Origin of the sequence: Flavobacterium poyangense (assembly GCF_011751075.1) — a bacterium.
Taxonomy (GTDB): domain Bacteria; phylum Bacteroidota; class Bacteroidia; order Flavobacteriales; family Flavobacteriaceae; genus Flavobacterium; species Flavobacterium poyangense.
In genome coordinates, this window is record NZ_JAALLN010000026.1 from 24857 (window position 1) to 43451 (window position 18595).

20 protein-coding genes, 3 tRNA genes and 1 pseudogene are annotated in these 18595 nt (G+C 32.9%); 11 read left to right on the forward strand and 13 right to left on the reverse strand.

The genetic code is table 11. From position 1 onward, the window contains the following. The first annotated feature begins 69 nt into the window (after positions 1–69). Together G3A47_RS21680 and G3A47_RS21685 are read left to right on the forward strand one after the other, a co-directional pair. Positions 70–918: a transketolase gene (locus G3A47_RS21680; protein WP_166926250.1), complete on the forward strand. Its 849-nt coding sequence runs from the start codon at positions 70–72 to the stop codon at positions 916–918. A 75-nt stretch (positions 919–993) separates the two neighbouring features. Next, entirely contained in the window at positions 994–1947 is a 954-nt protein-coding gene (locus G3A47_RS21685) for a transketolase family protein (RefSeq protein WP_166926252.1), read from the forward strand. Positions 1948–2048: 101 nt separating this feature from the next. On the opposite strand, the gene G3A47_RS21690 is transcribed toward G3A47_RS21685, so the two are convergent. Beyond that, a complete protein-coding gene (locus tag G3A47_RS21690) occupies positions 2049–3155 on the reverse strand; it encodes an FKBP-type peptidyl-prolyl cis-trans isomerase (protein ID WP_166926254.1) in 1107 nt (368 codons plus the stop codon). A 79-nt stretch (positions 3156–3234) separates the two neighbouring features. On the opposite strand from G3A47_RS21690, the gene G3A47_RS21695 reads away from it, so the two are divergent. Both G3A47_RS21695 and G3A47_RS21700 read left to right on the forward strand, forming a co-directional pair. Beyond that, positions 3235–3627 carry an RNA-binding S4 domain-containing protein gene (locus tag G3A47_RS21695; RefSeq protein WP_166926255.1) on the forward strand — a complete coding sequence of 131 codons (393 nt, stop codon included), beginning with the start codon at positions 3235–3237 and terminating at the stop codon, positions 3625–3627. 122 nt (positions 3628–3749) lie between these two features. Further along, a complete protein-coding gene (locus tag G3A47_RS21700) occupies positions 3750–4250 on the forward strand; it encodes a phosphoribosyltransferase family protein (protein WP_166926257.1) in 501 nt (166 codons plus the stop codon). Here the strand turns inward: G3A47_RS21700 and G3A47_RS21705 are convergent. Next, positions 4242–4760 carry a shikimate kinase gene (locus tag G3A47_RS21705; RefSeq protein ID WP_166926258.1) on the reverse strand — a complete coding sequence of 173 codons (519 nt, stop codon included), beginning with the start codon at positions 4758–4760 and terminating at the stop codon, positions 4242–4244. The genes G3A47_RS21700 and G3A47_RS21705 overlap by 9 nt on opposite strands. A 126-nt stretch (positions 4761–4886) precedes the next feature. On the opposite strand from G3A47_RS21705, the gene G3A47_RS21710 reads away from it, so the two are divergent. The 3 genes from G3A47_RS21710 to G3A47_RS21720 all read left to right on the forward strand — a co-directional run bounded on the left by G3A47_RS21710 (position 4887) and on the right by G3A47_RS21720 (position 5195). Further along, positions 4887–4959: transfer RNA gene (locus G3A47_RS21710), tRNA-Lys, on the forward strand. A gap of 40 nt (positions 4960–4999) precedes the next feature. Next, positions 5000–5072 (forward strand) — tRNA-Lys (locus tag G3A47_RS21715). Between the two features lie 40 nt (positions 5073–5112). Beyond that, positions 5113–5195: transfer RNA gene (locus G3A47_RS21720), tRNA-Leu, on the forward strand. Between the two features lie 730 nt (positions 5196–5925). Here G3A47_RS21720 and G3A47_RS23910 read toward each other — a convergent pair. The 5 genes and pseudogenes from G3A47_RS23910 to G3A47_RS21745 form a co-directional block, all read right to left on the reverse strand. Then, positions 5926–6711: pseudogene (locus G3A47_RS23910) on the reverse strand (recombinase family protein); the annotation flags it as partial. Continuing rightward, positions 6608–6880, reverse strand: coding sequence for a hypothetical protein (locus G3A47_RS21730; protein WP_166926260.1), 273 nt, complete (start codon positions 6878–6880; stop codon positions 6608–6610). The pseudogene G3A47_RS23910 and the gene G3A47_RS21730, both read right to left, overlap by 104 nt. A 293-nt stretch (positions 6881–7173) precedes the next feature. Next, positions 7174–7491 (reverse strand): hypothetical protein, encoded by a 318-nt coding sequence (locus G3A47_RS21735; protein ID WP_166926262.1) that lies wholly within the window; start codon positions 7489–7491, stop codon positions 7174–7176. Positions 7492–7520: 29 nt separating this feature from the next. Further along, positions 7521–7859: a hypothetical protein gene (locus G3A47_RS21740; RefSeq protein ID WP_166926263.1), complete on the reverse strand. Its 339-nt coding sequence runs from the start codon at positions 7857–7859 to the stop codon at positions 7521–7523. 11 nt (positions 7860–7870) lie between these two features. Next, a complete protein-coding gene (locus tag G3A47_RS21745; RefSeq protein WP_243860544.1) occupies positions 7871–8725 on the reverse strand; it encodes a hypothetical protein in 855 nt (284 codons plus the stop codon). A 173-nt stretch (positions 8726–8898) separates the two neighbouring features. Here G3A47_RS21745 and G3A47_RS21750 point away from each other — a divergent pair, with 173 nt between their 5' ends. From G3A47_RS21750 to G3A47_RS21765, 4 genes are all read left to right on the forward strand, one after another. Further along, positions 8899–9306 (forward strand): helix-turn-helix domain-containing protein, encoded by a 408-nt coding sequence (locus G3A47_RS21750; RefSeq protein ID WP_166926272.1) that lies wholly within the window; start codon positions 8899–8901, stop codon positions 9304–9306. Between the two features lie 74 nt (positions 9307–9380). Beyond that, complete coding sequence (locus G3A47_RS21755; RefSeq protein ID WP_166926274.1) at positions 9381–11183, forward strand: ATP-dependent nuclease; 1803 nt, start codon at positions 9381–9383, stop codon at positions 11181–11183. A gap of 455 nt (positions 11184–11638) precedes the next feature. Then, on the forward strand, positions 11639–12028 hold the full coding sequence (locus G3A47_RS21760; RefSeq protein WP_166926276.1) for a plasmid mobilization protein: 390 nt from the start codon (positions 11639–11641) through the stop codon (positions 12026–12028). Continuing rightward, on the forward strand, positions 12016–13260 hold the full coding sequence (locus G3A47_RS21765) for a relaxase/mobilization nuclease domain-containing protein (RefSeq protein WP_166926278.1): 1245 nt from the start codon (positions 12016–12018) through the stop codon (positions 13258–13260). Before G3A47_RS21760 ends, G3A47_RS21765 begins: the two co-directional genes overlap by 13 nt. A gap of 106 nt (positions 13261–13366) precedes the next feature. Here G3A47_RS21765 and G3A47_RS21770 read toward each other — a convergent pair whose 3' ends face one another. The 6 genes from G3A47_RS21770 to G3A47_RS21795 form a co-directional block, all read right to left on the reverse strand. Then, positions 13367–14086, reverse strand: coding sequence for a hypothetical protein (locus G3A47_RS21770; protein ID WP_166926280.1), 720 nt, complete (start codon positions 14084–14086; stop codon positions 13367–13369). Between the two features lie 17 nt (positions 14087–14103). Then, on the reverse strand, positions 14104–14718 hold the full coding sequence (locus G3A47_RS21775; RefSeq protein ID WP_166926282.1) for a hypothetical protein: 615 nt from the start codon (positions 14716–14718) through the stop codon (positions 14104–14106). Positions 14719–14770: 52 nt separating this feature from the next. Continuing rightward, the gene (locus G3A47_RS21780; protein ID WP_166926284.1) at positions 14771–16111 is read right to left on the reverse strand and encodes a hypothetical protein; all 1341 of its coding nucleotides are present in this window, start codon (positions 16109–16111) and stop codon (positions 14771–14773) included. A gap of 132 nt (positions 16112–16243) precedes the next feature. Further along, entirely contained in the window at positions 16244–16738 is a 495-nt protein-coding gene (locus G3A47_RS21785) for a hypothetical protein (RefSeq protein ID WP_166926286.1), read from the reverse strand. Positions 16739–17020: 282 nt separating this feature from the next. Beyond that, complete coding sequence (locus G3A47_RS21790; protein WP_166926288.1) at positions 17021–17491, reverse strand: hypothetical protein; 471 nt, start codon at positions 17489–17491, stop codon at positions 17021–17023. 21 nt (positions 17492–17512) lie between these two features. Continuing rightward, positions 17513–18082 (reverse strand): hypothetical protein, encoded by a 570-nt coding sequence (locus G3A47_RS21795; RefSeq protein WP_166926290.1) that lies wholly within the window; start codon positions 18080–18082, stop codon positions 17513–17515. Positions 18083–18595: the final 513 nt, after the last annotated feature.

The following is an 18595-nucleotide window of genomic DNA, read 5'->3' on the forward strand; positions in this document are numbered from 1 at the left end:
CCTTAAAAATCATTTGTCTTACCGCAAAATAAAAATTACTTTTGCAACAGTTTAACTTTTACATATAAAATGAAGCCTAACACACAACAATTAAGCGATTTAACTATCCAAGTAAGAAGAGATATTCTTCGTATGGTACATGCTGTCAACTCTGGTCACCCAGGCGGATCACTAGGTTGTACTGAATTTTTGGTTACTTTATACCAAAATATTATGGACCGTAAAGAAGGTTTTGATATGGACGGAATTGGAGAAGATCTTTTCTTCCTTTCAAACGGGCATATTTCTCCAGTTTTTTATAGCGTTTTAGCTCGTAGCGGTTATTTCCCAGTTTCGGAATTAGCTACATTTAGACTATTAAATTCTCGTTTACAAGGACATCCAACGACTCACGAAGGATTACCGGGTGTTCGTATTGCTTCCGGTTCATTAGGACAAGGTTTATCTGTAGCTCTTGGAGCGGCTCAGGCGAAAAAATTAAATAACGACAATCATATCATTTACAGTTTGCATGGTGATGGTGAATTGCAAGAGGGTCAAAACTGGGAGGCTATCATGTATGCATCTGCTAAGAAAGTAGACAACATCATTGCCACTATCGACCTTAACGGAAAACAAATTGACGGAACAACAGATGAAGTTTTAGCAATGGGAAGTCTTCGTGCTAAATTTGAAGCTTTTGACTGGGATGTTCTTGAAATTAAAGAAGGAAACAACATCGATGCAATCCTTGCAGGTCTGAATGACGCAAAATCAAGAACTGGAAAAGGAAAACCGGTTTGTATTTTATTGCACACTGAGATGGGTAACGGAGTTGATTTTATGATGCACACTCACGCTTGGCACGGAAAAGCACCAAACAATGATCAATTGGCAAGTGCTTTAGCTCAAAACACATCAACTTTAGCAGACTATTAAAAAAAAGCTATAAGCATGAAGCAATACGTCTTACGCCTATTGCCTGCAGCTTATTGCGTTTAGCAAAAAACAAAAATGAAAAAATACACAAATACAGGAAGTAAAGATACTCGTTCGGGTTTTGGAGCGGGAATGACAGAACTAGGTCAGAAAAACGAAAATGTTGTGGCATTATGTGCCGATTTAATTGGATCATTAAAATTTGATGATTTCAAGAAAAACCACCCGGAGCGTTTTTTCCAAATCGGTATCGCAGAAGCGAATATGATTGGAATTGCAGCCGGTTTAACAATTGGAGGAAAAATTCCATTTACAGGAACTTTCGCCAACTTCTCAACAGGAAGAGTTTACGATCAAATTCGTCAGTCCGTTGCTTATTCTGATAAAAATGTAAAAATCTGTGCTTCTCACGCCGGTTTAACACTTGGTGAAGATGGAGCAACACACCAAATTCTTGAAGATATTGGTTTAATGAAAATGTTACCTGGAATGACTGTAATTAATACTTGTGATTACAATCAAACCAAAGCGGCTACTATTGCACTAGCAGACCACCACGGACCTGCTTATTTACGTTTTGGACGTCCGGTAGTGGCTAACTTCACCCCTGCTGATGAGCCTTTCGTAATTGGAAAAGCTATTTTATTAAACGAAGGTACTGATGTTACGATTATAGCAACCGGGCATCTAGTTTGGGAAGCTCTTATCGCTGCCGAGGCTTTAGAAGCTAAAGGAATTTCTACTGAAGTAATCAACATACACACGATTAAACCACTTGACGAAGAAGCGATTCTAAAATCTTTGGCTAAAACAAAATGTGTGGTTACAGCAGAAGAGCACAACATCCTTGGAGGATTAGGAGAAAGCGTTTCAAGAGTATTGGCTTTAAACAATCCGGCTCCGCAAGAATTTGTAGCTGTAAACGATAGTTTTGGTGAATCAGGAACTCCTGAGCAATTGATGGAGAAATACAAACTAAACAATCAGGCTATTGTTGAGGCTGTAGAAAGAGTTATTAAAAGAAAATAAACTCAGATTTAGATTTTAGATTTTAGATTTTAGATTTTAGATTTTGCATAAAAAAACCTCGAAATTGCTTTCGAGGTTTTTTTGTATCTATTTAGTGATCCTTATGGTTTAGGCTTATGATGCGCTTTATCAAGATGAATCCTTAACCTGGTCGGAGTTGTATAATCCGGTTCTCCCGTTGCTGCAAACGCAGGAATACCTCTAGGCTCTGTTTCATCTACATTTGGCGTTTCAGGATTATCTAAAACAGGCGCATGGAAAGGATAAGTTTTACTTATCCCAAAATTAAAGAAACTGCCATCTGGTTGTTTAACTATACCAACCTGATCAGCCGGTTTGGTAATTTCCAGAAATGTACTAAAACCATCTCCATCATCATCTACATCTATAAAATCAGCAAGGCCATCCTTATCTGTATCATCTTCTAACCACTCCTTAGGTGGATTTGGGTATTTCGTTGTATTTCTAACATCATACAAATAACCATCTCCATTTATATCTTCATCAACATCTAAAATACCATCAAAATCATGATCCAATCTTTGAACACCAACTAGTTTAAAACTAAACACCAGACAAGAATAAGCCGGAATACTAGTTTGTCCCGAACCATAGTAAGCCAATCCTGAAGGCAGAAACATTACACCGGCTCCAAAATCTTCATACTTTATCGTACCACTACCATCAGTTGCCTTTGTAACAGTACCCATCTTAAACTGCGGGAAAATTTCTGACCAGCCTTCTATCACAGAACCCAATAAATAAGGCTCTAAACTAAAATCTCTGGGCACATTATGAGAGGTATCAAAAACTTTTCCGTTTAAAGTATTCCCTGAATAAGACGCAGAGATTTTATCATAATTAGTAGGAGATATACCTGTTCCTTTTCTTAGAGACAAATAATATACTACATAATCAACACCATTACTGTAAACTTTTCTCTCTTGCAAAGGATATACTTTCTGGTCCCATATTGAAACCTGCGTACCTCCTGCCGGAATTTTTGATATCTTAATATCAAAATCAGCACTAACACTTTCAATATAATTCGTTTTTAAATATTTCATAATTGAATCCGTGTCAGCCTTATATTGTACATTATAGTCTCTTAAAGGAACCGTCTCCACATCATTATCATCATTTTTATTACAAGAAACGATAGCAACACCGGCAAGTAATAAAATAAAATAATATTTAATTTTAGTCATTATTCTTAAATTTTTAAGTGCGCAAGATACAATATTGATTTATTTTTGTAAAGAATTTAACTTCTATTTTAGAAAAATTATGAGAATAGATAAATACCTGTGGTGCGTACGTTATTACAAGACCAGAAACATGGTTACTGAGGCCTGCAAAAAGAACCATATTACTGTAAATGGGCAGGTTGCAAAACCATCAAAAGAAGTTTTCCCAACGGACAGGATCACCTTTAGAAAAGACCAGATTACACAAATCATAACCGTACTTGATATTCCGGAAAATCGTGTCGGAGCAAAACTTGTTGACATCTATCGCAAAAACGAAACACCGGCCGAAGCTTATGCCCACTTAGAATTACTAAAGTTATCTAAAGAACACTATCGCAAAAGCGGAACCGGAAGACCTACTAAAAAGGACAGAAGAGATATTGATGAATACGGGAATGAGATTTTTGATGATGAAGAAGATGATCATTAAATTCCAATTTTCTAAAATTCCAAATTCCAAACCTCAGCATTGGAATTTGGAATTTTAGAAAATTGGAATTTGATTATTTTTCACATTGTAATTTAAACTGTATTTTAGCAAAAAATTAAATCATGGACAAGAACATCATCTTAACGAATCAGGAAATCGAACATAAAATAAAACGTATCGCCTATCAAATTTATGAGACTTTTGTTGACGAAGACGAAGTTGTGATAGCCGGAATCGCTTCCAATGGATCTGTTTTTGCTCAAAAACTGGCAGTAGTCTTAGAGAATATATCCAATTTAAAAGTTTCTCTTTGCGAAGTTAAAATCGACAAACTAAATCCTCAATCGCCAATACAAACCTCGCTATCGGCCAGCGAGTACTCTAATAAAGGATTAGTACTTGTTGATGATGTTTTAAATTCCGGTACTACTTTAATATATGCAGTTCGTCATTTCTTAGACGTTCCGCTTAAGAAATTCAAAACTGCAGTACTTGTAGACCGAAACCATAAAAAATACCCGGTGAAAGCTGATTTTAAAGGAATCTCTCTTTCAACCTCTTTATTAGAGCACGTTCAGGTTGTTTTTGACGAAAACGGAGACAATTATGCTTTTTTAAGCTAGAACAGCTATAATATCCTGAACCGTTTCTTCGATCGACTTATCATCAACCGTGACTTTATATTGTGCCTGGTTGTAATAAAAGCTTCGGTCGAATAAATGTTTCGCAATAAACTCTCTCATTTCTTCTTCATTCATATCAGCAATCAAGGGACGCTTGCTCTTGTTATGAACTAACCTATTATATAAGGTCTCTATGGAAGCCTTTAAATAAATTGACGTTACATCCTCTCTCTTCAATAATTCATGGTTATTTGCATAACATGGTGTTCCTCCACCCAAACCAATTATACTATTTTCCGGAGATTGGAGTAATTCTATAAAAATTTCGCGCTCTAATTTCCTAAAATAGATCTCACCATGTTGCTCAAAAATTTCATTTATCGATAAATTCACTCTATTTTCGATACATTTATCCAAATCTAAAAACGGAATATTTGTAATTTTTGACAAATTTTGGGCAATTGTTGACTTTCCGCACCCCATATAACCTAATAACACAATTTTTTTCATATCAATAAAACCTTAAAAACTAACACATTGAAAACTTTTCTAAAAAAAAGGCAAATTTATAACAAAAATGCTTGGAAACTTCGAAAATAACTCCTTATATTTGCACCCGCATTCAAGGAATTAAATGACTCGATAGCTCAGTCGGTAGAGCACATCACTTTTAATGATGGGGTCCTGGGTTCGAGCCCCAGTCGGGTCACAAATTTTGTGATTAACAAATTAGATTCCTTGAAAGCAATGACTCGATAGCTCAGTCGGTAGAGCACATCACTTTTAATGATGGGGTCCTGGGTTCGAGCCCCAGTCGGGTCACAAAAGGTTGAGTAATATAAATTACTTGACCTTTTTTTTTGGCCACGTGGAGAAACGGTAGACTCGCCATCTTGAGGGGGTGGTGCTCGTAAGGGCGTGTGGGTTCAAATCCCACCGTGGTCACTTGACGGGACAAAGAAGACTTTTTCTTCTTTGTCCCGTTATTCTTTGGGTCTAATTCCTCATTAATTAAGTAAACTATCTGAACAACCTCATTTATTCTTGCGGTTCGAAACTGCTTTTCTTCGATTGTGAATTTTTCAGGATATATTGAACCAATAATGTTTCGAAAATGAGTTAAATCCGCTTCGCTACAGCATTCGTTAAGTTTCATCAAATTTTTAATTCCTGTTTTTAATAAATCAGAAATACTAATATTCTCTCCAGCTAGATCTGCTAATTTAATTTCAAGACGATGAATTTTATTATCATAATCCGTTTTCATTTCTGTGTAATCTTTAACTTCAATCTTTCTTGAAGCAAGCAAATCTCTGATATAGGAAATCTTCTGTTCAAATTCTTTCAGCTGAGAAATTACTCTGTTCTTTTCTGCGATTGATTCCTTATTAAAATCATTAAAGTATTCTTTGACAGCTGTAATGTAAATCTTTTCTGTTTCAGGTTTTGGAATATACTTTCTCAGCTGATCATAGAAAATGCGGTTAACCTCACATGATCTAATTCTGTAATTACAGCCTTTATAGCAATGATAATATGAATAATGACTGTTTCTGCCTTTAGATATGCTTGCAGTTAAAATTTTATCGCATAAAGGGCATTTAAATAAGCCTCGAAGCGGAAACGGCTCGGAGGTTACCGACTTAGTCCTGAAATTTTTTCTTCGTCCGTCTAAAACATCCTGAACAAGATAAAAGAGCCCTTCAGAAATTAAAGGCTCATGCGATCCCATTACATATTTTGCTTCCTCATCCTTATATTTGGGAATTAATATTTTTCCGCAGTAAACAGGATTACGGATCTGTCTCCAAAAATTATTTTTACTTGTTTTAAGTCCTTTTCTTTTTGCCTGAAGAAAAATCTGTTCTGTATTAAAAATATCTTTTGCAATTTCTTCAAAACACCATTTTAATATGGATGCCTCAGGCTCGTCAAAAGTTATATACTTCTTACCATCCTCGGTTATTTTATTTATGTAACCTGAAGGAGCCAGTCCCATATATCGCCCCTCTTTTCTAGCTCTTCTCATACCGTGAAAAGTATTTAATGCCCGTCTGTCATTTTCTACTTCAGGAGCTGCCAGATAAAAAGCAAGCATCATTTTGTTTTCTGGAATAGACAAATCTAAAGGCTGTTCTATTGCTTGTGGCTCAACACCGACTCTTCGTAGAGTATTGATCATCTGGTATGCATCGCCAGCATTTCTGCTGAACCTATCCCATTTGGTAAATAAGATCAAATCCGTTTTATTTTTATACCTTTTAATTGTTGCCAGATAAAGTTTCCATTTGGGTCTATTAAACGTTTTTGCAGAATGGTCTTCATAAATAACATCCCTTACAGCAATAGAATTAATCTCACAGTACTTTTTTAGCATTTCCTCTTGATTTCTTTGTGAGTAACCTTTTTCCGCCTGTTCGTCTGTACTCACTCTCACATATAAATCCGCTGTCTTTTTCATCCCTCTTTTTCTTTAAATAATTCAAAACCGTTACTTTGGCAAGCAGTCGTAAAAAATCCAATACTTTACCTGCCTGTTCAAGCGTTACATCTACATTTTCATCTTTCAGCATTTTCATGGCTTGCTCTGCCGTCATTTTTCCTCTTTCATTCTCATCTTCATTTCTCATTTCACAATTCCTCTTCATTAAAAAAAGACCGAGCCTCGGTCTTTTTTGTTCCACAATCATTCATCGCTATAAAGTTATGACACTTTTTTCATTTTATCCTGATCAAAATATGGTGGGGATAATACAAATATAAAGCCTAATCCACTGAGGATCATAAGCAAAATTTACCGATCATCACTCAATCCATTTTCAGATTCTTCCCAAAGATAAATCGCTTTTCTGTCAATGTCATGGACATAATATGTACATGGCAATTGTTCTATCATTATTGATAGACTTATTTAGTTTAGTGTTCATTTATCTTCGCTCTTGTCATTCACCATTCTGTATATTTCATCCAGAACCTCTATTTCGGCACTTGGAATCAGCTGAAGTGCAAGCTCCAGAACAGAACCTAAATATATTTCCCTGTTATCAAGTTCATCCGAATAAACCACATTCAGGCACATTTTAATGAGATTCACTCCCAGACAAGTCATGTCTGTGTAACCATAAAATCTTATCTCACGTATTGATTCCCCATCTTTGTCCTGAGCGGGTTTCAGCAGTTTAAAATGATAGGATGCAAAATCTTTAAATTCTTCCAGTGTTTTTATTTTGTCAGTTTCCATAATTTTAAAATATTAAATCTTAATCTGTGCTATTCTGTTTCTTCATTATTTTCTGAAAACAGATCCGTAAGCTCATTTAAAAATTCAAATTCGTCAACTGGAAACAGCTGAAGTGCAATCCCCAGTATAAGCCCAACATCAATGTATTGATTTTCAATCGTGGGCGGAACTTCTGCGCTGTCATGATCTAAAGCAATAATACAGAGCTTCATCAGGTTTCTGATCACAGAACCGAGTTCGCAATAGCCATAAACCCTGATCTCTGCATTATACATCCCCTTTTTATCCTCTGCTTTTTTCAGGGCATTAAGCAGTTTTCCGCTTAACACCCTGATGTCTTCCAGTTTTTTGATTTTATCGGTTTCCATAACTTCTTTTTTTATGCTGATAAAGTCACATCCTGATGAATTTCCGCAAGTCTCTCCAATTCTTTCTGGATCATAACTTCTGCATCTTTCATAAAATCACGGCATCTGTCTTCCATTAGCTGATAGTACAGATAATCAGAGCTGTTTCTTCTGCTGAATCGAAGTGTGTTCGGATTCTTTTTCAGAAGTCTGAACATATTTTTTTCATCCCTGCTGTTTCGGGGGAAGTAATCAGAAGTTATACTTGTAAAGTATTCACACAGTTCAAATAAGTAGCCCATAGAAAAATGGTTAGGCGTGTACCCCAGAAACACCCTTATAAGTGAAAGGCAAATCTGCTCTACGATCTGATGAAGGGAACTCATTCTCACTTCATAGGAAAAATACTGGTCATTATTGTAAATAAGATCCCAGATTGATGCAGAAACACTGCTTCGGTCTCCAGCATATAATGTGGTGCTTTTTACATGGCGTATCCCAGAATCAATGTCAATTTTAGGATGCTTTTCGACATCAATAAACAGAGCCTGCGAGTTCTTAATAATATTGGATAAGAATAACTGCTGATCACCGTATAATTTCACAATATTTCGAAGGCTGTGCATGAGAATGGTGACAGTTATCAGACCTTTCGATCTGCCCTTTATCTTATCGGTAATGTCATTGGCAATGTTATCCTCGAACTCTTCCGCTATGACCAGCAGATAAAGATGTATATGCTTTTCTTTCTGGACGGGCTTTTGAAAAGGCTCATTAAAAGTATATTTGCTTTTCTTCTCTGCAAAACAGTAAATGCCTATCGGATCGATGTTTTGAGAAATAACTCGATAAATTAAATCGGATGCGGTGTTTTGAATTGCTTTCATAATTTTATTCATTTTAGTTAATACTTGTCTGAAAAATTGTATTTTTGTTTAACACACAGGCAAGTAAGCAATTACTTGTACCGTACCGTATCAAATTTTACCGTACCGTACATGAGATTTTTTGTATCATACATGAATCCCGCTTTTTTATTCTTAATTATTATCTTTGAGCTATGAGTACATTAACAAAACCAAACCACATGGGGCGCAAAATCAGCCGTATCCGTGAACTGAAAGACATGAAACAGGAAGCACTGGCACAGGCTATGGGAACAAACCAGCAGACTGTTTCGATATTAGAAAATAGTGAAGATATCGATGATGAAAAATTAGCAGAAGTGGCAAAAGCCTTGGGAGTAACTGTTGAAGCAATTAAAAATTTTTCTGATGAAGGTGTAATCAATTACTTCAATACTTTTGGTGATAACAGCTTTACAAATGGAGCCTTTAATGCTAGCCACTGTAATTTTAATCCTCTTGATAAATTAGTAGAAGTTTACGAAGAAAACAAAAAACTTTATGAGCGTCTTTTAGATGCTGAAAAAGAAAAAAATTCTTATTTGGAAAAACTAATTAAATAAAATACTTTTTTGTCAAACAATTATATTAAGACTGTTGCAATACAGTCTTTTTTTTATAGTAATTTTAATTCAATATGAAATTCAAAGAATTCAAGATCAATAATTTTAAGGGGATAAATAGTATAGTTGTAAGTTTAGACAAATCTCCAAATGCTAATGTATATACCTTAATTGGACTGAATGAAAGCGGTAAAACTAGTATATTGGAAGCTATCAATTTTTTTGATCAAAATAATGAAGCTTTGAGAGCGTTAGATTTGCCTGGATCAAAAATAGAAGATTATAATTCAATTATTCCGATAAGCAAAAGAGATAATTATACAGGAATATCATCTATAGAGGCAACAATAAAATTTGAATCTGATGATATTGATAAAATAAACAATTTTATAAGCGAAAATACTAAATACGAGAAAATATCTACAGTTGACGAGATAAGGATAACTAGAAATTACGAATTCAAGGATTCAACATTTGTGAAAACAAATAATAACTGGACTGGTATTGATTGTCTACAAAAAAATTCTACAGAGATATGCAAATTAAGTAAAGAAGAAAATAAGAAAATAGCTGATTTTTGTAAAGGATTAATTCCTAGTATACTTTATTTCCCAAATTTTTTATTTGATTTTCCGTCTAAAATTTACCTTGAAAGTAATGAAGATCTTACTGCTAAAGAAACATTTTATTTTGAGTTAATTCAAGACATTTTATTTTCTTTGGAGAATGACACTACTATTGAAACACATCTGATTGCAAGAATTAAAAGTGTTGATGAAAATGATAAGAGAAACTTAATGACTTTATTAAAAAAAATGAATAATAAAGTCACTGCTGTTGTTTTTGGAGCGTGGAATGAAATTTTTTCTAAAAGTTTAACTGGTACAAAAGTTCAAATTAGCTATGGAACAGATAAAAAAGGCAGTTTTCTTCAATTTGACATTGAAACTGGAGATGGCATCTATAAAATCAATGAAAGATCATTAGGATTTCGCTGGTTTTTTACTTTCTTACTATTTACACAGTTTAGACCATTCAGGAAAGACTCTACCCAAAACATAATATTCTTATTTGATGAACCGGCGTCAAATTTGCATTCAAATGCGCAAAAACAATTATTAAAAAGTTTTGAAAATTTAACCAAGAATAATAAAATTATTTATGCGACTCATAGTCATCATTTGGTAAACTCGAAATGGCTTGAAAGTACATACGTAGTAAAAAACGAGGGATTAAATTTAGAAAATATTGAGGATTTTAATATAAAACAAACAGACATTAAAATTATACCTTATCGAACTTTTGTTACGCATCATCCCCATAATACTGCTTACTTCCAACCTATTTTAGATGTGTTAGATTATGTTCCAAGTGATTTCGACAATATTAATAATGCAATTTTAATGGAAGGAAAAAATGATTTCTACACTTTGCAATATTTTAAAGACATCATATTAAATGATAACAATTGTTTTAGTATCATACCAAGTACTGGATCAGGAAATTTAGATACTCTAATTAGTTTGTATATTGGATGGGGAAAAAATTTCATCATTCTTCTTGATTCAGATAAAGAAGGTCATTTACAAAAGAATAGATATATTTCAGAGTATGGAATATACATAGAATCTAAAGTTTTTACCTTAGGCGACATTGATCCATCATGGAATAATTTTAACATGGAAGATTTATTTACTGCAAATGATAAAATAAATTTACAGTTATCTAAATATTTTGAAGCAAAGAAATATAAAAAAACTATATTCAATAGAACTATCCAAGAGTACTTAATAAATAAAGAATTCTACGAATTTGAAAATACTACAAATGAAAACTTTGCTAAAGTTTTAAATTTTTTTAGTACTAAACTATCATAAATAATATTATTTTTTTTGATTGAAAAATTTGATCAAGCATAGTTCCTTAATAGACTTCAACGCAAAAAAAGCAAAGCAAGGTATTGGACACAGCCAGAGAAGTGCGCATAACATTTTTCTTCGTTCCTCAAAAAATGCCCTTCGGGACTTATAGCACTTCACCTGTATGCTTGTCCAATTAAAGACTGCTTTCTTTTTTCCCTTTTTCTTTTTTTAAACATTTATTCATTGTAACAGCCTACAGCCATCATGCACATATTTTGCGCATGATACATATAGATATTTTCCTTAAATTAGAAGCCTGCTTTTAAAAATCTCCAAAGATTGCCACGTTCCTGCAATCAGCAAGATGAACGGTTGTTTAACAACCGCCTATCTTGCCACCCATTGCCTCGGAACTCGGCGGTGGAGAAACTTAAAAGATAAGAGTTTGATAATAATGAAAATGAAAGATTATGAAAAGAGAAAATTCAAACAGAACACGAATCGTGGGACTGCGATTCACTCCCATGGAGTATGCCGAACTGGAAAAAAGATTCAGAGCAAGCACCTGCCGAAAATTAAGTGATCACATCAGAAGCCACTTATTCAACAAACCAATTGTAGCCATTTACAGAAACCAGTCTTTAGACGAACTGATGGAAGAAACAGCTGTACTCACTTCCGAATTACGGGCAATAGGCAATAATATCAATCAAATTGCCAGAAAGATAAACACGCTCAAAACAATTCCCGATTTCAAAGGACACCTTTATCTATTCGAAATCCAAAGAGAAAGGCTTTTTGATAAAATGGAAGAAGTCTCAAGTCACACCCAGAAAATCGCAGAAAAATGGTTGCAGTAATAAAAACAAGCTCGTCCATAAGAGCCATTCTGAATTACAACGAAAATAAAGTTGAGATCGGAAAAGCGGAATGCATAAGTGCTGTGAATTATCCGCTTGAACTGGAAAAACTGAGTTTCACTTCAAAATTAAACCGCTTTCTAAAACTGGCAGAACTCAATACCAATGCGAAGCGGAATACGGTGCATATCTCTCTCAATTTTGATCCCGCCGAGAATCATTCGAAAGAAAAACTGGCTGAAATTGCGGATGTCTACATGGAAAAAATGGGCTTCGGCAGACAGCCTTATCTGGTGTATCAGCATTATGATGCAGGGCATCCGCACTGCCATATAGTGACAAACAACATTCAGAGAGACGGAAAAAGAATCGATCTGCATTTACTGGGAATCAGAAAATCAGAACCTGCCCGAAAAGAAATTGAAGAAATGTTCGGACTTATTAAAGCAGAAGGAAGAAAACAGAAAGAACAATTTTCGTTAAATCCGATAGATGTCGGCAGAGTCCAATACGGAAAAGCAGAGTCCAGAAAGGCTATCAATTCAGTTTTAAACAAGGTTTTATTTGACTATAAATATTCGAGCCTGCCTGAACTCAACGCAGTCTTAAATCTTTATAATATCCATGCTGACAGAGGAAGCGAGGAATCGAGAGTTTTTAAAAACAATGGACTGCTTTACAAGATACTTGACCAGAATTCAAAACCGATAGGCGTGCCGATAAAAGCCAGCGAATTCTACAGCAAACCTACCTTAAAATTTCTAGAAGCAAAGTTTAAGTCTAATGAAGCAGAGAAAGAGTCTTTTAAAAAATATGTAAAAAATGCGATAAAACTGGCTTTCTTTCGTGAAACCATAACTTCTCCCGAAATATTATCCAAAGTACTGGAAAGAGAAAGCATTCATACGATATTAAGAAAAAGCAGGGAAGGACAGCTTTACGGAATAACTTACGTTGACCATAAAACCAGATCCGTTTTCAACGGAAGCAGTCTTGGAAAAGAATTCAGTGCAAAAGGAATTCAGGAAAGTTGTGCAATAATCATTCTTGCACTTGAGAAAAAACACAAAAACTCTGTCTCAATAAGTTCTGAAAACTTCCAAAATCTTGAAGCGAAAGATTACATAAAAGAAAATCTGTTAGATATTCTACTTCGTGGAGAAAAAGTAGCTGATTATGTTTCGAAACAGTTTAAACAAAAAAAGAAAAAGAGACTTTATAAAGGGATTTAAATAATTAAGGGTGCAAAAATGCACCCTTAACTTTGTCTCCACTTTGTGTTAGCACATCCAAATTAAGCCTAATACCCAAATTGCTTGTAGAGTGTGTTAGGCACAGTTATTCTTCTTCTTCTACGTTTAATATTTTTCGAAATCTGTCTTCTATTTCATTTATTTTTAGTGGTAAATTTTCTTTTAGTTCTTTGGAGATTTTAGACCTTTCTTCTGAGTAATGTTTGAAATATTCTTCCGTTAATTGACCACTCTTTACTCTTTCTTGTCCATAGCCAAATTCCCAATTTTTATCCCAATATTCTTTAAAAACTTCGTCAATATAATTACAGAAAGCTTTTGAAAAGTAGAGTTTATTTATTAGATAAAAGTTTTTAAATTCATTTATTGCAATGTTTGCTCTGTTAGTTCTTTCTTGACTTTCTTTTTCTGCATCTTCTATGATTGGATGCATAAAATTTGTCCAATCAACCATTGCAGAATGAAGTTCAATTAGTTTTTTATAAAGCTCTAATATAATTTTAGCCCTTTCTTGGTGTAAGAAGCTGAACTGAATTTGGTGTGTAATATTTGCTTTTGCTAGATCTGACTTTAAAGGTTCAATTTTTAAAGTGAGTTCTTCACTTAATTTACTCTTATAAACTTCCATTTGTTCTTGAAAATCTTTTTTCACTTTTTCGGTCAAACGTGTAAGTTCTTCGGCAGTTGATAGTTTTGCAACTTCTTTTCCAAGTGATGCAAGCCAAGATTTGTAAAATATAAAATATGATGCAATTAAAAATAGAATTACCTCTATCACAATTTGAATTATTTGTTCTTTAGTCATAATTTTTGCTAAGTCAGTTATTTTTCCTTTTTAAGAGTGCTATTTAGTTTCAACATTTCTATTTCTTTTGCTTGATTGATATTTGTAGTTTTTTGTTGATTCAACTCATTCTCAATCTTAGTTTTATCATATTCCGCTTTGTATAAGCCAAAAAAATATGATAAGCCACAAGAAATTGTCAATATTGTCCAAAAGAGTGCAGATGAAAATATATCTTTTTCCTGAAATGGATTTGGTGTGTGTGATTTTGGTAAGGCCAATTTTTCAGTAAATTCATTTTCAATGAGTTCTAAAAGTATTAAAAATTTATTTTTATCTTCTAGCCAAGCCTCATTATTTCTATAATGGAACGAATTCCATAATCCTTCTTTAGGTCTAAAATTAATTTTTCCCAAAAGAGAATAATAATTACTATTATCTTCCAAATGGACAGCAAAAAAGCCTAATAACTTTCTTTTTATCTTTTGGGTTTCTTCTAATCGTTTAAATTGAAGATCAACAATTTTGTCTTTTTCTTCTTTGGAAGTTTCATTATTATAACTTGTAAATTCTTCGTTAGTATAGATTTCATTAGGAAGATCTTCAACTTCGTGCCTAAAATCTTTTATTCTGTTTAGTGTTTTTATATCCAATTTTTCGGTTTTTTGGTGTAATTGTGCCTAACGGCTGGTAACAGCCGTTTTTTTATTTATTAAAATCACTTTCTGAAATATTTTGCGAGTTAAATGAATTTGAAATACCACTTGAAACAACATCAAGGCTTAATTGATAACTTGGAATACTTCTTCCATTAGTATCTCGCTGAATATTAAAGTCTAAAATGTCTTCTCCTTTTTCATATAATGGGTTTTTAATGAATTTGCCAACACATTGTTCATTTTCAACTTTAGACAGCCAATCTTTTCCATATGCAATTTTTAAATAATATTTTCCTTCTGGAATATTTTCAATACTATAAGTTGTTCCGCTATTTATGAAAACATATCTTATACATTTTTCGGTTTCCATATTCATAAGCTTTATAGAAACGTCCGTTCCACCACCAACAATTACCTCTAAACGATTCTTTATTTTCCCTTTAGTTGGTTTGAAGTTGTAACAAGATGAAAGTTGCCCATTTTCAATTTCTTCTTCTTTCCAACCTTCTGAAATTAACTTTTCTTTCTCTTTTTTATATGTATCTTCACTTTGCTTTTTTAAAGTTTCTTGACCTACAAAAGTTTTATCTAAATCTCCATTTTTTGGTTTTTCAACAGTTTGATTTATTGTCTCTGATTTAATATTCTCATTCCATAAATCTGTAATATCTTCACTTAATATTTTTTCTCCCAACCATAATATTTCTTTTTGATTTAACGGTTTTGAAGTAAATATTCCAAAAGCTTTTACTGTTCCTGAATAAAATTCATTTGAATATTCAAGATTTAAAGTTTCTTTTGTCTTACCCATATTATTATAGTTGATGGAATTTTTTGCAGTAATATAATATTCTATTGTTACGTTTTTTGGAGTATGTATTTTTAGAATTTTTTTTTCGTATCTCGAAGAAAAATTAATTACATCATTTAAATTTAAGTCCAAGGTTTCATCTTTATTCCAAACTTTATTGTTTTCCAATAAAATATAAGGTTTTATATAGTTGAATGTTTTTTCGTTTTCAAAAGTATATTTTATCAAAATAGTTAATTTACATTTTTCTATTATTTGATTTGAATTGTTTTTAATGCTTATTTTGGATTGAATTCCTTTTAGTTTTTCTTTAAAAAACCTTTCTTTCAGGTCTTGAACTTCTTCATAACTTGGTGAGTCATATCTAGGGTATTGATATCTAGAGTCTAGATATCTAGAGTATTCATTTATAATAAAATTGTCAACTGCTTGTTGAGTGATTTTTAAGTTTGAAATATCATCATTTTTAATGAGCCTATTTTCGTTAGAAATAATTTCAAACTCGTTGTTTTTACAAGAGGAAAAAAGTAAAATAATTACGAGCAAATAAAAATAGTTATATAGTTTTTTTTTCATTTTGGTTGTTTTTGTTCTGGTACTACAGTGGGTTTGGGACTAAATTAAGCCCTATTTTCGGATTTGCCAAAACTTCCAAATACAAAACCATTTTTTCATTAAGCTCAATGCCCAAATCCGTTGTAGCGGCTGTTACCTGCTGGCTTTATTTATTGCTTCTTCAATATTCTCAATTGGATTCACTTTTGACTTTAACCAATTCTCTTTTGTAAAACCATTATCTATCATCCAATTTTTCATAAACTTTAGTTTCTCAATTTGATTGGAATTACTCTTGTTAATGAAAAAACTAAAATATGAAATATCAAATTTGTGGTTAATGTCGCTTAATGAAATAAATATGTCAAGTAAAAAGTTTCCAGCATTTGAAATTGATTTTTTATCAAGACTTGGAGTAAACATTCCATCAAACCCGAAAGCGATTGATTGTATGACGGTGTCAACATAGTCACTATTCCATTTAATAATTTCTATTTTAAAATCATTCCAATCTTCATCAAGAAATGTGTTTAGTATATTCTGGATTCCATTACTTCCACCACCTAATGACCAATAGTCACTATCAACAGATTCATTCTTTAGGATGAAATTATAGATTGATTTAACTTTATGATTTTCGCTTTGCATTATTTCCTAGTTCAGTTTAGATGGAACGTTCTTTAAGCTTGCAGGTAACGTTCTGGCGCTTGGCGAGGTTGGGGATTAAAGATGCGAGATTTTCGGTTAAACACAAATTTTCCAAATGCAAGACCAACTTTCCATTAAGCCCAAAACCCCAATCTCGCCAACGGCTGTTATGCCTTCGGTTCTTTATTTATTGTAATTTTCACGTTTCAATTTTCGGTTTAGTTTCTGCACCGTTTTAAAGTCAGAAACACTTTTAAAATTAATTATTATGTCAAATTTTTTTTAAGTTGGTTTTACGCAAAATAAAAAATTACTTGTATTGAAGTAAACACCAAAAAAATGCAGAATATTCAGAATGCTATCGATGGCAACAACAATTGCTCCAAAAACCATCCAACGATTTAACCGAACAAGGGAAGCAGACTGTTTCCTCTGTTCGTTCTTCAAATCGTCATACTCGTTTTCTTTTCTTTGGGCTTCCAACAGAGCCTGATGATAACCACCTTTTTTGATGAAAAATATACCTTCAAATGATATATTATATATGTTCCCGCTTAATGATCCAATTTTTTGAAGATCTTCATATACATAATCATCTTTGACTAATTTTAGTAAAGCAGAATAAAGTATTTTGTCATCAATATCTTTTAAAAATGTAGATTTATTTTTGACATCACTTTTTATGAATTGGAATGTATTATGTTTAGTATCTTTAAGATATGTTAAAAGAGCATCTAATATTTTAAGTTCCATAAAGATATATTTTTTTATTGTTTAGTAGTTTGAAGTATTCTCAAAAATAAAAATATCTTTATTTGTTAAATTTGTTACGGTTAATTTGCCATCATCCGTAAAGCCAAAAGTGAAGTATTCATCATAATTGTCTCCTTCTATTCTCTCATACTTAAAAAGTTCAACACCATTTTCTTTACCCAAGTATGTGTGCATTAGATATGGACTTCTACGATTTTCATTTTTAGATGTTGTAAATGCTAATATTAATGTATTTCGATTTTCTCCTTGAAAACTTACTGTTGCAATAGTATTTATCCATTTTCCTTTCATCCCTTTGGGTTTTATTAATACTTTATCGTAATGAAATATTTCATCTTTTTTGTCAGTATGATACATTCCGTCTGTAGTTTGTTCATTTGTAGTTGTTTCGGACTCTTCTATTGCTTGATTTCTGTTCGACATTACTGTGTCTGAAACTTCGTTTGAATATTGTTCTGAATTTGTGTCGTATTCGTAAGTTGGTTCTGGTGTTACGGTACTTGCTTCCTGTTTACCGCAAGAATAAAAGCAGAAGAGTAACATTAATGATGCTGTTGCTTTTTTAATCATCTTTAAATTTAAGTATTATGAAAAACGTTCTTTTTTCTGCGTAGGTTCTGATGAACTGAGGCATAACTTGTATATACTACTGACAACATCAGACTTATCATCCCAAAATTGGGTAGATAATCTGACAAGGGTCAGGGTTTATTTATTATCAAATATATAATAATAAACTTATAAATAATCAAAAGAACTTTTAATTCGTTGAATGCTTTTGGTAATGACAGTGTATAAAATTCAGTGGACTTGCTGTTTAATAGAATCAACGCTAACACGGTTTTTCAGTAGTAATATTAACGTCGAATCAAAAAATTAAACATCACTTAAAATTTTCAAATCTTGTATTAAATGGTTCGAATTCTGTACCGTCAAGGTCACTTTAAAATTTAAAAAGCCTGAGAATCTAGATTCTCAGGCTTTTTTATGATTCGAAAATGATTTTCAAAATTTTTGATTTTTTGTAATATCAGTATTTACAGCAAATTCCTGCTCGAACTCCAACACAGATCTAAGTTCCAG